The 13,436-nt window shown below is 52.2% G+C and carries 16 protein-coding genes; 13 read left to right on the top strand and 3 right to left on the bottom strand.

Features of this window, described 5'->3' with window-relative positions:
- The first annotated feature begins 8 nt into the window (after window positions 1–8).
- Both KKF06_06955 and KKF06_06950 read left to right on the top strand, forming a co-directional pair.
- Window positions 9–1,478, top strand: coding sequence for a trehalose-6-phosphate synthase (locus KKF06_06955; protein ID MBU1617492.1), 1,470 nt, complete (start codon window positions 9–11; stop codon window positions 1,476–1,478).
- Window positions 1,479–1,482: 4 nt separating this feature from the next.
- Window positions 1,483–2,532, top strand: coding sequence for a mechanosensitive ion channel family protein (locus KKF06_06950; GenBank protein MBU1617491.1), 1,050 nt, complete (start codon window positions 1,483–1,485; stop codon window positions 2,530–2,532).
- On the opposite strand, the gene KKF06_06945 is transcribed toward KKF06_06950, so the two are convergent.
- Both KKF06_06945 and KKF06_06940 read right to left on the bottom strand, forming a co-directional pair.
- Window positions 2,522–2,842 (bottom strand): hypothetical protein, encoded by a 321-nt coding sequence (locus KKF06_06945; protein ID MBU1617490.1) that lies wholly within the window; start codon window positions 2,840–2,842, stop codon window positions 2,522–2,524. The two genes, KKF06_06950 and KKF06_06945, sit on opposite strands and share 11 nt — an antisense overlap.
- The gene (locus tag KKF06_06940; protein ID MBU1617489.1) at window positions 2,808–3,113 is read right to left on the bottom strand and encodes a cation:proton antiporter; all 306 of its coding nucleotides are present in this window, start codon (window positions 3,111–3,113) and stop codon (window positions 2,808–2,810) included. Before KKF06_06940 ends, KKF06_06945 begins: the two co-directional genes overlap by 35 nt.
- 25 nt (window positions 3,114–3,138) lie before the next feature.
- On the opposite strand from KKF06_06940, the gene otsB reads away from it, so the two are divergent.
- The 10 genes from otsB to KKF06_06890 all read left to right on the top strand — a co-directional run bounded on the left by otsB (window position 3,139) and on the right by KKF06_06890 (window position 12,100).
- Window positions 3,139–3,870, top strand: a complete 732-nt coding sequence (gene otsB / locus KKF06_06935) for a trehalose-phosphatase (GenBank protein MBU1617488.1) — start codon at window positions 3,139–3,141, stop codon at window positions 3,868–3,870.
- A complete protein-coding gene (locus KKF06_06930) occupies window positions 3,857–4,582 on the top strand; it encodes a hypothetical protein (GenBank protein MBU1617487.1) in 726 nt (241 codons plus the stop codon). The genes otsB and KKF06_06930 overlap by 14 nt, the downstream gene beginning before the upstream one ends.
- The gene (locus KKF06_06925; protein MBU1617486.1) at window positions 4,579–5,805 is read left to right on the top strand and encodes a glycosyltransferase; all 1,227 of its coding nucleotides are present in this window, start codon (window positions 4,579–4,581) and stop codon (window positions 5,803–5,805) included. The genes KKF06_06930 and KKF06_06925 overlap by 4 nt, the downstream gene beginning before the upstream one ends.
- Before the next feature lie 9 nt (window positions 5,806–5,814).
- A complete protein-coding gene (locus KKF06_06920; protein MBU1617485.1) occupies window positions 5,815–6,567 on the top strand; it encodes a ZIP family metal transporter in 753 nt (250 codons plus the stop codon).
- A gap of 51 nt (window positions 6,568–6,618) precedes the next feature.
- Window positions 6,619–7,098, top strand: coding sequence for a sigma-70 family RNA polymerase sigma factor (locus KKF06_06915; protein MBU1617484.1), 480 nt, complete (start codon window positions 6,619–6,621; stop codon window positions 7,096–7,098).
- Window positions 7,091–7,372, top strand: coding sequence for a hypothetical protein (locus tag KKF06_06910; protein MBU1617483.1), 282 nt, complete (start codon window positions 7,091–7,093; stop codon window positions 7,370–7,372). Before KKF06_06915 ends, KKF06_06910 begins: the two co-directional genes overlap by 8 nt.
- Window positions 7,373–7,426: 54 nt before the next feature.
- The gene (locus tag KKF06_06905; protein ID MBU1617482.1) at window positions 7,427–7,879 is read left to right on the top strand and encodes a Spy/CpxP family protein refolding chaperone; all 453 of its coding nucleotides are present in this window, start codon (window positions 7,427–7,429) and stop codon (window positions 7,877–7,879) included.
- Window positions 7,880–7,985: 106 nt separating this feature from the next.
- On the top strand, window positions 7,986–9,188 hold the full coding sequence (locus KKF06_06900) for a TolC family protein (protein MBU1617481.1): 1,203 nt from the start codon (window positions 7,986–7,988) through the stop codon (window positions 9,186–9,188).
- On the top strand, window positions 9,185–10,141 hold the full coding sequence (locus KKF06_06895) for an efflux RND transporter periplasmic adaptor subunit (GenBank protein MBU1617480.1): 957 nt from the start codon (window positions 9,185–9,187) through the stop codon (window positions 10,139–10,141). The genes KKF06_06900 and KKF06_06895 overlap by 4 nt, the downstream gene beginning before the upstream one ends.
- A gap of 6 nt (window positions 10,142–10,147) precedes the next feature.
- Window positions 10,148–12,100, top strand: a complete 1,953-nt coding sequence (locus KKF06_06890; protein MBU1617479.1) for an ABC transporter permease — start codon at window positions 10,148–10,150, stop codon at window positions 12,098–12,100.
- Here the strand turns inward: KKF06_06890 and KKF06_06885 are convergent, their stop codons facing one another.
- The gene (locus tag KKF06_06885) at window positions 12,101–12,910 is read right to left on the bottom strand and encodes a lysophospholipase (protein MBU1617478.1); all 810 of its coding nucleotides are present in this window, start codon (window positions 12,908–12,910) and stop codon (window positions 12,101–12,103) included.
- Window positions 12,911–12,975: 65 nt separating this feature from the next.
- Here KKF06_06885 and KKF06_06880 point away from each other — a divergent pair, with 65 nt between their 5' ends.
- Complete coding sequence (locus KKF06_06880) at window positions 12,976–13,341, top strand: hypothetical protein (protein MBU1617477.1); 366 nt, start codon at window positions 12,976–12,978, stop codon at window positions 13,339–13,341.
- Window positions 13,342–13,436 lie beyond the last annotated feature (95 nt).

The raw sequence follows: 13,436 nt of genomic DNA, 5'->3' as shown, positions 1-13,436 counted from the left end.
GGCAAGCAATGATCTGGACAAAAGAGACCCTTAAAAACCTGATCGAAGAAAAGCTCAATGGTTCGCTTTTTATTGTCGCGTCTAACCGTGAGCCGTTCATCCATAAAAAGACCTTGGATGGGGTTCAGTGCATCATTCCGGCCAGCGGTGTGACCATGGCGTTGGATCCGGTCCTTAAAGCGAGCGGCGGCACCTGGGTCGCGCACGGTAGCGGCGATGCCGACCGCCAGGTGGTGGACGAAAAGAACCGGGTGATGGTCCCGCCGGACGATCCCAAGTATACTTTACGACGGGTCTGGCTGAACAAAGCGGAAGAAGCCGGGTATTATTACGGCTTTTCCAACGAAACCCTCTGGCCACTTTGTCATATTGTCTATACCAAGCCGGTTTTTGAAGAGGCCGACTGGCTTCATTACAAAGCGGTTAACGAAAAATTCGCCAAAACGATCCTTGACGAGGTCGGCGACCAGAAGGCTTTTGTTTTTATCCAGGACTATCATCTGACCCTGGTCCCAAAATTGTTGAGGGAGGCGAACCCGGAGATCAAGAGCGCTCTTTTCTGGCACATTCCCTGGCCCAACCCCGAAGCTTTCCGGATCAATCCGTGGAAGGAAGAGATCCTGCAGGGGATGCTTGGGGCCGACCTGCTCGGTTTTCATATCCATCACCATGTCGATAATTTCTTGAGCACGGTCGACCAGACCCTGGAAGTTAGGACCGACCGGGTGAGCTCAACTGTTATTTCCGGGGGGAGGGAAACGATCATCAGGCCGTTCCCGATCAGCGTCGATTATGAACAGATCCAAAAAGAAGCCGCTTCCCCGGATGTTGAAAAGAAGATCGCTCTGATCAGAAAAGAATATAACCTGACCGCCCAATTCATCGGGATAGGGACCGATAGGATCGATTATACAAAAGGGATCCTTGAACGCTTCCGGGCGATCGATAAGTTTCTTGAAAAATATCCTGAATACCTCGGGAAATTCACTTTTCTTCAGGCCGGGGTCTTGAGCCGCATTCACATCAAAAAATACAAAGAGCTTAACGACGAGATCAACGCCATTGTCGAACAGATAAATTATAAATATAGTGACGACAGCTGGCAGCCGATCGTTATGCTCCGCCGCCATTTTAGCCCGGTGGAGCTGATCACCCTCTACCGGATGGCCGACATTTGCGTTGTTTCGTCCCTGCATGACGGGATGAACCTGGTCGCCAAAGAGTTTGTTGCGGCAACCGACCCACAGAAGGGGATGCTGATCCTGTCCCGCTTTACCGGCGCCGCTCGGGAATTGACCGAAGCGGTGTTGGTTAACCCATATGCTTCGGACAGTTTTGCCGAAGCGATCAAGAACGCTCTGGAAATGCCGCCGGATGAAAAAGAGAAACGGAACCTGAAGATGAAAGAGGGGATCGCTGAAAATAACATCTACAAGTGGGCCGGCAAGATCATTCAAGGCTTGCTGAAGCTTTCATAATATTATGGATATTCAAGCTTTAATTAATATTATTTTTAACTCCCGGGTGCAGATCTTTCTGGCCAGCTATCTGGTTTGGGTCGCGGTCTGCTGGCTGCTGGTCAAATGGCTGACCGGGTTTTTGGGCAAGATCGTCAGCCGGACCGAGACCGAGATCGATGATATTATTCTGCAAGAAGCTCGCTTGCCGCTTTGGCTGGCCCTGCTGGTGATCGGTTTTTACGTTATTTCCATGACCGTCGGTTTGCCGCGGATGGCCGCCCTGCGGATCGAACGGCTGACCGAATTATCGATCGTTTTTATTATTATCTATCTGGCCGCCAGGCTTGCGATCAACTTTATTAAACTGACCGCTAAAACGCGCCCTTCGGTCAGGAACATGATCCCGACCTTTAATCGGATCGCCAACATTGTTGTCTGGGGGGTTGGCCTTTTGATGCTGATGGACCTTTTAGGGGTCTCGGTCACGCCGGTCCTCGCTTCTTTGGGAATCGCCGGCCTGGCGGTCGGTCTGGCTCTCCAGGATACGTTGGGAAGCTTTTTTGCCGGGCTTTATATTCTGATCGACCAGCCGGTCCGGGTCGGGGATTACGTTGAGATCGAGAACGGACTCAAAGGCTACGTTGAAAAGATCGGCTGGCGCGAAACGATGATCCGGACACTGCCGAACAATATGATCGTTGTCCCCAACACTAAACTGTCGCAATCGATCATTACCAATTACTATTTGCCGCATAAAGAGATCGCCTGCCTGGTGGAGGTGGGGGTCAGCTATGACAGTGACCTGGAGAAAGTGGAACGGGTTACCTGCGAGGTCGGCCGAGAAGTTTTAAAGAGAGTTGATGGGGGGATAAAGAATTTTGAGCCGTTCATCCGTTATCATACTTTTGCCGATTTTAGCGTAAATTTTACCGTTATTCTTCGTGTGGCGGAGTTTGTCGATAATTATCTGGTAAAGCATGAGTTTATCAAGGCGCTGCATAAGCGCTATAAGGAAGAAGGGATCGAGATCCCGTTCCCGATCCGGACGGTCAGGATGAACGCTAAAAATTAAAAGAGGGCCTTCCTTCTTTGTCCATATTTTTTTTCGGGATCTCTCCAGCCAGGGCAAGGGCGGTTTTGGTCAGATAGGGGCCAACCAATTCATAAACAATAACCGAAGATAGGACGATCGTAATGATCACCGCGCCGATCTCCGGCAAGGCCGCTTCCACCGCGATCGAGATCCCAATTGCCACCCCGGCCTGAGGGACCAGGCCTAAACCAAGATATTTTTGGACGCTCTTTTTTTCCTTGACCAGCTTGGTCCCAAAGTGCGCCCCCAGCGCTTTACCGGCAAGCCTGGTTATGGTATTCCCTGGCAACCCTGGAGCTGATCGAAATAAAATGTTTTAGTTCGAAATCTGCCCCGATGGAGAGGATGATCAATCCGAGGGTGACTTCGCTGATCACCTTTAAATTGTTGACCATCGGTTTGGTCAAAAGTCCGAGAAACGATGGGCCGATGATCAGGCCGGCAAGGATATAACCGGTAACTTTTGGGACCTTGAGACGCTGGGCAAACTTCCCCATGATCAACCCGAAAAGAAGGGCGACCGCCAGGATATTGCTGACCGATTGACATTTGAGCTCCATCTGTTAAATATGATATGCTAGGAAAATGGCTACTAAGATCCTTCTATTTCTTGATTATGATGGGACATTAACGCCGATCAGGAGCCGGCCGGAAAAAGCGAAGTTAACGGACGCAAACCGTCAGAAATTGCGGGCCTTGCTTGGCCAGCCGCTGGTCAAAGTCGTGATCATTTCCGGCCGCAAATTGTCCATCCTTAAGCAGATGGTCCGTGTCCCCGGTTTTATTTATGTCGGCAATCATGGCTTTGAGAGCGAGGTCGGGGGGGAGCATAGGGTCGTCCCTCGGGCAAAAAAACACCTGAAGGTCATGCGGGCGATCAGGAAGGAATTAAGCCGGTCGATCAGGATCAAGGGGGGGCTGATCGAAGATAAGGGATTGACGTTGAGCGTCCATTACCGGATGGTCCCCAAAACCAAGCTAAAAACTTTTCATGCGCTCTTTGCCAAAGCCATAAAAAAATGGCTGGGGATGGTGAGGGTAACTCAGGGGAAAGCGGTTTATGAGATCAGGCCGCCGATCAATTGGGACAAAGGGAAAGCGGTCCTCTGGCTGATCAGGTCGCTCCGCCCCGCGAAGTATCTGCCGGTCTATATTGGCGATGACAAGACCGACGAAGACGCTTTCCGGGCGATCAAGGGGAGAGGCCCTTCCTTCCTGGTTGGGGCCGGAAGACCAACTGCGGCCGACCATCGTTTAGGAACAATTCGGGATGTGTATCGGTTGATCGAGGGGATTGTTCGCAATGGAGAAATCTGATAACATAAGTTCAATGAATGCCGTGGTCCCGTTCAAATTTTACACTTCTTCGCTATTAGTCGAGATAACCGGTCGCCGGGCCAGTGACCTGCCGGCATTTCTTGCGATCCTGCGCGAGGTCGATGTTTCATCCGTTTTTTATCATGTTCACCATACATTCAGGGAATATTCTTTCGCGCCCGGCCAGTATTCCAACGATTTTGCCCGCTGGGTCTCGGAAGAGCTGGAAGAGATCGGCCTGGGCGAAAAACTCTCTTCGGTCAATATTAAGGAAGTAACTGACCTGGAAACACTCCGCCAAACGCTGATCAGGATCATTGAAAAGCATCTGGCCGAACACCCGGACAGCCGAAAGGCCCTCCCGGGGCGGGAATTTTATTTCTTGCGGAATACCGGCATCGTTATCCCGACCAAATATGAATCCAGGACGATCGAGGAGTTCGCGGCCGATTTAAAACTGGTCGGGATGCGCTCGATCTATTACCATTTTTTTGACGCGCGGCTCCGGCTCGGCCATAAAACGAACGATTTTTCCAATTGGATCAGGAGCAATTTCAATGATGAAGCGCTGGCCGGCAAGATCGAAGCGCTTGATCCGTACTTCATGACCCTGGACCAGATGCGGGACAAGATCATCTCCCTTTGCCTGCCAAAAAGGAAAACTGATAATTCGTTCTGGAAGCACTTTGAAAAGGTTTTAAAGATAAAATGAAGATCAACATCAATGACTACGCGCAGGTGACCAGGCGGCAGAATTTGGACGAACTCCTGCTGTTAGCCGATCGTTTGCAGGGGAAAACGGTCAAAATGGTCAATTCAACCTCGGTCGGCGGCGGCGTGGCCGAAATGCTCCATCGGACCGTCCCACTTTATAATCAGCTTGGTCTGAAGGTTAAATGGGACGTGATCAAAGGGGGAGGGGACTTTTTTAATATCACCAAAGCATTTCATAACGCCTTGCACGGTACCAAGGTGGAGATAACCAAGGAGATGTTTGAGGATTTTCAGGAGACAAATGCCCAAAACGCGAAAGAACTGATCTTTGACGAGGATATTATTGTTATCCACGACCCGCAGCCGCTTCCTCTGATCGCCAGGAAAAAAGAAGGGAACGCCAAATGGGTCTGGCGTTGTCATATTGACACAGCCAATCCCGATGTCATGCTCTGGGAATACTTAAAGCAGTTCATTGTCCAGTATGATGCTTCGATCTACTCATCTCCCAGCTTTGCCAAAGAATTGCCGATCGCGCAATACCTGATCTATCCGGCGATCGACCCATTTGCCGACAAGAATCGGAACCTTTCCCAAAGCGAGATCGACGCTGTTCTCAGGAAATACGAGATCCCGACCGATAAGCCGATCATTACCCAGGTCTCCCGTTTTGATTACTTAAAAGACCCGATCGGCGTATATGAAGCGTACAAACTGGTTAAACAGTACGCCGACTGCCGCTTTGTCTATGCCGGCGGGACCGCCAGTGACGATCCGGAAAGCAATAAGGTCCTGGCCGAGCTTCAGGAAAGGGTGGGGCACGACCCGAATTTTCACATTCTTCTTCTTCCTCCGTTTGCCGACCTGGAGGTCAACGCCCTCCAGCGGGCCTCGACCATTGTCCTGCAAAAATCGCTTCGGGAAGGCTTTGGCCTGACGGTGACCGAAGCTCTTTGGAAAAAGAAGCCGGTAGTGGCGACCGCCGTCGGCGGGATCCCGCTCCAGGTTATTCACAATCTGACCGGACTGTTGGCCCATTCCGTGGAAGGGGTCGCCTACCAGATAAGATATCTATTAAACAATCCGGCGGCGGCCGAACGAATGGGACAATACGGGCACGAGCATGTCCGGGAAAAATTTCTGATCACCCGGAAGATCCGGAATTATTTACTGATGTTCATCGCCCTCCAGCATCAGGGTGAGTCGATCATTTCGCTTTAGGAGGAAAATATGTTAGAAGTCTGGGGCTGGTCCCTGCTGTCGGTGACCGTGGTCAGTTTGATCTCTTTGGTCGGGATTTTCACCATTTCACTGAACCGGCAGAAACTGGGAGAGATCCTCCTTATTTTGGTCAGCTTTGCGGTTGGCGGGCTATTTGGCGACGCATTTATCCACCTGATCCCGGAAGCGTTCGAGAGTTTTGGCAATAAACTGGTAGTTTCACTCCTGGTCCTTTCCGGGATCCTCCTTTTTTTCATTCTGGAAAAGTTCATCCGCTGGCGCCATTGCCATGTGCCGACCTCCGAAAATCATCCCCATCCGGTCGTTTTTATGAACTTAATTGGAGACGGTGTTCACAATATCATGGATGGGATGATCATTGCCGCCAGCTACCTGGTCAGTTTCCCGATCGGCCTGGCAACGACCCTGGCGGTCATTCTGCACGAGATCCCGCAGGAGATCGGCGACTTTGGGATCCTGGTCCACGGCGGCTTGACGGTCCGGCGCGCTCTGCTGTTTAATTTTTTATCGGCGGTCCTGGCGATCTTCGGAGCGGTGATCTCCCTGACCATCGGGCCTTTAGTCAAAGATTACGCCCTATATATATTGCCGATCACCGCCGGCGGGTTTATCTACATGGCCGGCTCCGACCTGATCCCGTCACTGCATGATTCCTGCGAACTTGGAGAATCGTGGAAACAATTTTTGGCGATCGTATTAGGGCTCGGGATAATGGTTGGACTGCTTTATATTGCCCATTGATCCACGGAACTTTTTTCTTCAGCCGGTTGTCTAACAAACCAGGAGGCTTCCATGTCATCCATTGAATTTGCCCCTCTTTACGAGGCGCACAAAGAAAAAGTCTGGCGGATCGCCTCCCGTTATGTTTTTGACCGGGAGGATCGGGAAGACCTTTTTCAGGAGGTCTGGCTGGCGGTCCATAAAGCTCTCAAGAGTTTCCGGGGAGAGGCAAAAGTCGAGACCTGGATCTATCGGGTCACTGTCAATACCGCCATCAATTACGCAAAAAAACAGGCCCTCTATCGGAAAGGGAGGCAAATATTGGCCGCTCTGCGGGTGGTCCACGAACATCCCCGGGAAGCGGTGGATGACCTTTCGGTCCCTCTCTCTAAATTGAACCCGCGCCAGCGGATGGTTCTTCTCCTGGCTGATGTTGAGGAACGGCCGCTGGAAGAGATCGCGGAACTGACCGGATTGCCGATCGGGACGGTCAAATCCAACCTCCACCGGGGTCGGGAAATCGTGAAAAAGGAAGTGATGAAAAATGGTTAGCTACGATAAATATCTCCGGGGGCTGAAGAAAAGCGCTCCCCCCGTCGATTTTAACCAGCTTTATCGTCAGATCGAGCGGAAAGCGGCCCGCCGGTCGTTCCTTGTCGCTCAATTGGCGATCCCTTTGCTGATGATCTCTGCTCTTTTTCTCGTTGCCCTGCCGGCGGTCAACTATTTTTCCGCGGCTACCAACGATCGGGGGGATCTGCTTTCCTTTGTGATCCAGGATGAGGGGGACGGGATGGAGATGGAAGGTTTTATTTTTGGAAATTGACCGGAACTATTTTGGCCGGCTCTTTGTCTAAATGGATTATAAGGGGGAATAAAAATGAAAAATGTTTTTGGTTTCTTGATGATCGGATTGATTTGTGCTTCTTTGGTGGTCCCGGCAGAAGCCGCCCGGCCTAATATGGGGGCCGCGCGGGGTAGGGCGGAGATCGGAAATGGAGTGGAGCGGCTCTATAAAAACCTTGATCTGACCTCGGAGCAAAAGACGAAGCTGATGGAGAGCCGCCAGGCGATGGAGCGGGACCTTTTGCCGTCAAGGCAAAAGAACGAAGAGTTGATGATGAAGATGCGGACCGAAATGACGAAAGACAAGCCTGACCAGGGGGCGGTCGAAGGTTATTTGAAGGAGATCAACAAAAACCGGCTCAACTCGGAGCTGAAACGGACCGATTTCCTCCTCAAATTCTGGGGAATATTGACCCCGGAACAAAAAGAGAAATTCCGCAAGACATCGAAAGGGAATAAAGTTAAAATAGGGAAAGGGAATCGATAAACAATCGGTTTATTGAATGAGAAGAATACATAAAAAATATTTTTGCCCAGGTTCTAATTTAACCGCGCAATTAATTGCGCGGTTAAAATTAGCAAGATTAGGCAAAGTGGCCATTTTAATAATTTTCCTGGCGGGCCAAGCCAATTCCCTGACCTGGCCGCAGGTTTTAAATGAAGCGGCCAGGAGCGGCCGCGAGATTAAAAGCGCCCAAAAACAGCTTGAGGTCGCGCGGTGGACATATTACAAGTCATACAGCGGATTTCTTCCCCAGATCTCGGCCAACATGTCGGCCGGCCAGTCGGACAATTCAACCGGTCAATCAAACAGTTATTCTTACGGCCTTAGTTTTTCCCAATCTCTCTTTAAGGGCTTCAGCAATTATAACAATCTCTCTGCCGCCGGCGCCAGCCTGGCTTATTACCAGGCGAGCCTTCAGTATAACGAGGCGGATTATTACTATCAGCTCCGCCAGGCTTTCGTCAATCTATATCTTGGCCAGCGGAACATCGATGTTTTGAAAGCGATCCGGCAGTCGCGCGACGAGAATGCCAGGATGATCAAGTTGTTATACGACAGCGGGCGGGAAGATAAAGGGAACTATCTTCGGACCGATGCCCAGCGCCAGGAGGCCGATTACCGGTATCTTTCCGCCGGAAGGCAATTGGAGCTGGCCAAATTGAAGCTTTCTCAATTGATCGAGACCCAGGTCTCAAGCGTCGAGGGGGAATTTGTCCCGGCGCCGATCGGTGAGCCGGACTTCGACTCCCTCCTGAAAGAAGCGCCCGCGTATAAAATGTCGCGGAGCCAGCTGACGCTGGCCGAGATCGACCAGCGGGCGACGATCAGTGAGTTTTTGCCGACCGTTTCTCTGCAGGGAAGCTATTCGAAAAGCGGCAGTAATTGGCCGCCGGATTCATCGAGCAAATCCCTTAGCCTGAACCTTTCGTATCCTCTTTTTCCTGGCGGGAGCAATATCGCCGAACGGGTGATCAGCGACGCCCAATACGACAAAGCGAAGGAAGATTTTTCCATCACCAAGAAAGAACAATATTTCGCGATCCGCCAGGCCTATGAAACTTTTCGCGACGCGCTTGAGGAATACAAGCTGGCCGGGATCTATCTTGACGCGTCGACCCAAAGGGCCCAGATCGCGCAGGTCAAATATTTGAACGGATTGGTCTCATACAATGAGTGGGACCAGGTGCAAAATGAATACTTCAGCAGTCAAAACAGTCTGATAAATTCTTTGAAGTCGGCCTTGCTGGCGGAAGCGGCCTGGCACAAAAGTTATGGAGGACACGTAAAATGAGAAAAAAAATATGGGGGTTGGGATTGGTTGTCAGCGGTCTTCTGCTGGTCGTTGGTTTGTCCGGCTGTGCCGGCAAGAGCGAGGAGCCGCTTAAGAGCGTCAAAGTAAAATTGGGAAGCATTAAGGCCGAGGTCCCTTCGACCGGGGTAGTTGAGCCGCGGAGCCGTTTGGAGATTAAGCCCCCCTTAAGCGGCCGGATCGATGAAGTGCTGGTCAGGGAAGGGGACTCGGTCAAAAAAGGGGAGATCCTTGCCTGGATGAGCTCGTCCGACCGGGCGGCAATTCTTGACGCGGCCCGGGCCAAAGGAGCGGACGAGGTTGGCAGGTGGGAAGATGTTTACAAAAGGACACCGGTCGTGGCTCCGCTAAACGGTTTTATTATCCAGCGGGCGGTCGAGCCGGGGCAATCGGTGACGATCAGCGATCCGATCCTGGTGATGGCCGACTACCTGATCGTAAAGGCGCAGGTCGACGAGACCGATATCGGCAGGATCAGCAAAGGGCAGTTCGTCAACATCGAGCTTGACGCCTACCAGGGAGAATCGATCGACGGGCGGGTCGAGCATATCGCCTTTGAGTCCAAAACGATCAACAACGTGACCATTTACCAGGTCGATGTCCTCCCCGGACGGGTCCCCGGTTTTTTCCGGGCGGGGATGAGCGCGACCGTCAACTTTATTCTTAGCGAGAAAAACGACATCCCGGTCCTCCCTCTAAACGTTGTTAAAAAGGTCGGAGAACGATCCTACGTCTTTGTCCTGAAAGAGGGGAAAGCTCAGCCCTTGCAGATCACGACCGGGCTGGAAAACAGCCTGAACGTCCAGGTGACCGGCGGTCTTGGGGTCGGCGATGAAGTCATTGTGCCGACGATCCCCATGATCGAACAGCTCAACAAGCGTTTTCAGAGGACGCGCGGACCGACCAATCCGCTCCAGCGCCGGCAGAGCGATTAAATGCCGCTGATCGAGCTGAAAAAGGTCCAAAAGACTTATTACATCGGCGGGGAGATACCGGTCCGCGCCCTGCGTGGCGTCGACCTGAAGATCGAACCGGGGGAATTTGTCGCGATCATGGGCCCGTCGGGTTCCGGCAAGTCGACCCTGATGGCGATCCTTGGACTGCTCGACAAAGCGGACAGCGGCGAGTATTTTCTCTTGAACAAAGATCTTTCCCGCCAGGGAGAGAGCGACTACGCCGTTTTGCGCAACCGCTTTTTTGGTTTTGTTTTTCAAACTTTCAACCTTTTGCCGAAGCTCAACGTCTCCGACAACGTCGTTTTGCCGTTCATTTATTCCGGCGATAATGATGGCGGGAAAAGGGAGCATGCCCTCTCGATGCTTAAAAAGGTCGGGTTGGGGGAGAGGCTGAAGCACCGTCCCAACCAGCTCTCCGGTGGTCAGCAACAGCGGGTTGCCCTGGTCAGGGCGTTGGCGAACGATCCTCTGGTTATCTTAGCCGATGAGCCGACCGGCAACCTTGATTCACAATCATCCAAAGAGATCATGGGACTTCTGCAGGATCTCAACAAGCAGGGAAACACCATTATTATGGTAACCCATGAACACGACATCGCCGCTTACGCCAGCCGGGTCCTGACCCTGCATGACGGGGCGATAATCACCGATGAGCGGAAAAGACCTACCCCCGCCGCCCGCCTTCCTGAAATGAAACCGATCGAAAAAAAGCGGCGCTGGTGCTGTGTCGCCGGTCTGCTGAACTATACATATGAGGCTTATCTTTCGATCGTCAACAATAAGCTCCGCTCGGTCCTTTCCATTTTGGGGGTGATGATCGGGGTCGCGGCGGTCATTACTATGCTCGCTCTGGGGACCGGTGCCAAGCGGAGCATGGAAGAGACCCTCTCTTCACTGGGAACGAACATCCTGATGGTCCGCGCTCCTTTCAGATCAAGCGGCATTTCCCTTGGCTCGCAGGGGCCGACCCGCTTTACCTTCGCCGATTATGAGTCTCTCCAGCGGATCGAAGGGATCGATTACGTCGTCCCTTACGTTACCGGCCGGGCGCAGGTTGTTTTCCAAAATAAAAATTGGAACACCAGCGTGGTCGGTACCAGCGTCGATTATCCGGTGATGCGCGATGTATCTCTCGAGCTGGGCCGCTTTTTTACTCCGTCAGAGGCCAACAGCAAGGCCAAAGTGGCGGTGATCGGCCAAACGGTCGCCAAAGAGCTTTTTGGCGAGGAAAATCCGATCGGCCAGTCGATTAAGATCAACCGAATTAATTTCAATCTGATTGGGGTCCTGCCAAAGCAGGGGGCGGCCGGTTTCCAGAACCAGGACGACCGGGTCTTGATCCCGCTCAAGACGGCGATGTACCGCCTGCTGGGGAACGATTATATCAATTATTTCGAGGTCCAGGTAAAGGACGCGGAGCAAATGTCATACGCTTCGGAGAGGATCATCGGCGAAATTATGCGCCTCCACCGTCTGCCGGAATCACAGCGCCAGAGCATCGATGTCATGAACATGGCCGAGATCCAGGCGGCGGCTGGCGCCCTTATTTCGACCCTGTCGTACCTTTTAGGGGCGGTCGCGGCGGTCAGCCTGCTGGTCGGTGGGATCGGGATCATGAATATCATGCTGGTCATGGTGATGGAGCGGACCCACGAGATCGGCCTGCGCAAGTCGCTTGGCGCCCAGAGGAGCGATATCCTTATCCAGTTCCTGGTCGAAGCGGTCTTGATCTGTCTTTTTGGCGGGGTGATCGGGATCGCGTTCGGCAGCCTGGTCTCCTGGGCGTTATCTACTTTAGCCCAATGGAACGTCTATATTTCAGCCGGATCAATCGTCCTGGCTTTTACTTTTTCCGTGCTGGTCGGGGTGGTTTTTGGCCTCTGGCCAGCCTGGCGGGCGTCTAAGCTGCTGCCGATCGAAGCGCTCCGCTACGAATAGCTAAAGCTTTTCTAACCAAGATAAAATATCAGCAAAAACTTTTTCCCGACCGAGATCAATGGAAAGAGCGTGGAGCATTTCCGGGTATTCGATCGTCGTTTTTTCCTTAAGCGGGAATGAATCGATGATCTTTTTACCGGTTTTTTCGTCGATCAGCAGATCGCGGCCGGAGATCAAAAAGAGGGAGGGGACGGTCAGTTTTTTGCCCATACTTTTCGCTTTCATTTGCGCGAAGAGGGTGTTGAGAAGCATTTTCAGGCTCGCGACCCGGAGTTCGTCGGGATTACCGTCCATCACCTTTTGGTACGCAACGTCCCGGGTGCACATCGCCGACGTAAAGGGGACTTCGACCGTTTTTTTAGGATCGATCAGGATATAGGTGATCAGGGTCAGGTATGCGGAGAGGGAAAATTTCATCCCGTTCTGGAAGGCGGGGGAGATCAGGACCTGACCGGCGAATTTTTCCGGATATTGTCCGGCTACGTTAAAAGCCAGCAAGCCGCCAAGGCTTTCTCCCAGCAGGTAGATCTTCTTGCCGGGATTTTCTTTAGCGATGATCTCGCGGAGATTCAGGATGTCTTGATAATATGTGTCGAACGAATCGATATGGCCGCGCGGCCGCTCCGGAGTGCGGCCAAAGCCTTTTAGTTCAATGGCGTAAGAAGAATAGCCGTTCCCGGCGACATATTCTCCGAGAAAATCCCACCTGGCGGAATGGGCTCCCATACCGTGGACGAGAAGAAAAACCGCCCTGGCGTTATCGGCGGTCCATTTCCGGTAGAGCGGATCATTTCCAATGAGCTCCGGCATGAGGGGATTATACCACAGCAAAATAAGTTTGACTGTCGAGAGCGGGCGTGAGAAAATTCGGGACAATGAAAGCGTGGATTGCCCCGCTCTTTATCTCCGCCGCTCTTTATGACGGCCTTTTGGGTGTGATCGGCATTTTGACGCCGGCGGAGATCTACTCGCGATTTGAAATGCCCCTTCCCGAACATCTTGGCTACGTCCATCTGCCGGCTTTGCTGATGATCGTCCTGGCGGTCGCGTTTATCAATATCGCCCGCGACCCAAAGGGGAACAAAAATCTGATCTGGTACGGCGTTATGGTCAAGGTCGCTTTTTGTTTGGTCGCTTTCGGCCATTTTTTCTTCGGCGAGATCCCCGCGATGCTTCTTCCATTCGCGTTCATTGACCTGGCCTATATTGCTTTGTTCATTTGGGCGGAGAGGGTGGCTTAATAGGGGGGAGACCTATAAGCCGGATTCTGTCGTGTACGGCAATCTATCTGGGGCCGACATTACTGGCGACCTCGATGCGACCTACTCGGGATCAT

The sequence above is a fragment of the Candidatus Margulisiibacteriota bacterium genome, assembly GCA_018822365.1.
Classification (GTDB): domain Bacteria; phylum Margulisbacteria; class WOR-1; order O2-12-FULL-45-9; family XYB2-FULL-48-7; genus XYB2-FULL-45-9.
This window is presented reverse-complemented; position numbering and strand designations above follow the sequence as displayed.

Bases quoted from the DNA above. Each gene is read 5' to 3' on its own strand.
- KKF06_06885 (MBU1617478.1), bottom strand. From the start codon at position 12,910: ATGCCGGAGCTCATTGGAAATGATCCGCTCTACCGGAAATGGACCGCC.
- KKF06_06895 (MBU1617480.1), top strand. From the start codon at position 9,185: ATGAGAAAAAAAATATGGGGGTTGGGATTGGTTGTCAGCGGTCTTCTG.
- KKF06_06950 (MBU1617491.1), top strand. From the start codon at position 1,483: ATGGATATTCAAGCTTTAATTAATATTATTTTTAACTCCCGGGTGCAG.
- KKF06_06905 (MBU1617482.1), top strand. From the start codon at position 7,427: ATGAAAAATGTTTTTGGTTTCTTGATGATCGGATTGATTTGTGCTTCT.
- KKF06_06920 (MBU1617485.1), top strand. From the start codon at position 5,815: ATGTTAGAAGTCTGGGGCTGGTCCCTGCTGTCGGTGACCGTGGTCAGT.
- KKF06_06955 (MBU1617492.1), top strand. From the start codon at position 9: ATGATCTGGACAAAAGAGACCCTTAAAAACCTGATCGAAGAAAAGCTC.
- KKF06_06915 (MBU1617484.1), top strand. From the start codon at position 6,619: ATGTCATCCATTGAATTTGCCCCTCTTTACGAGGCGCACAAAGAAAAA.
- KKF06_06880 (MBU1617477.1), top strand. From the start codon at position 12,976: ATGAAAGCGTGGATTGCCCCGCTCTTTATCTCCGCCGCTCTTTATGAC.
- otsB (MBU1617488.1), top strand. From the start codon at position 3,139: ATGGCTACTAAGATCCTTCTATTTCTTGATTATGATGGGACATTAACG.
- KKF06_06925 (MBU1617486.1), top strand. From the start codon at position 4,579: ATGAAGATCAACATCAATGACTACGCGCAGGTGACCAGGCGGCAGAAT.
- KKF06_06910 (MBU1617483.1), top strand. From the start codon at position 7,091: ATGGTTAGCTACGATAAATATCTCCGGGGGCTGAAGAAAAGCGCTCCC.
- KKF06_06930 (MBU1617487.1), top strand. From the start codon at position 3,857: ATGGAGAAATCTGATAACATAAGTTCAATGAATGCCGTGGTCCCGTTC.
- KKF06_06940 (MBU1617489.1), bottom strand. From the start codon at position 3,113: ATGGAGCTCAAATGTCAATCGGTCAGCAATATCCTGGCGGTCGCCCTT.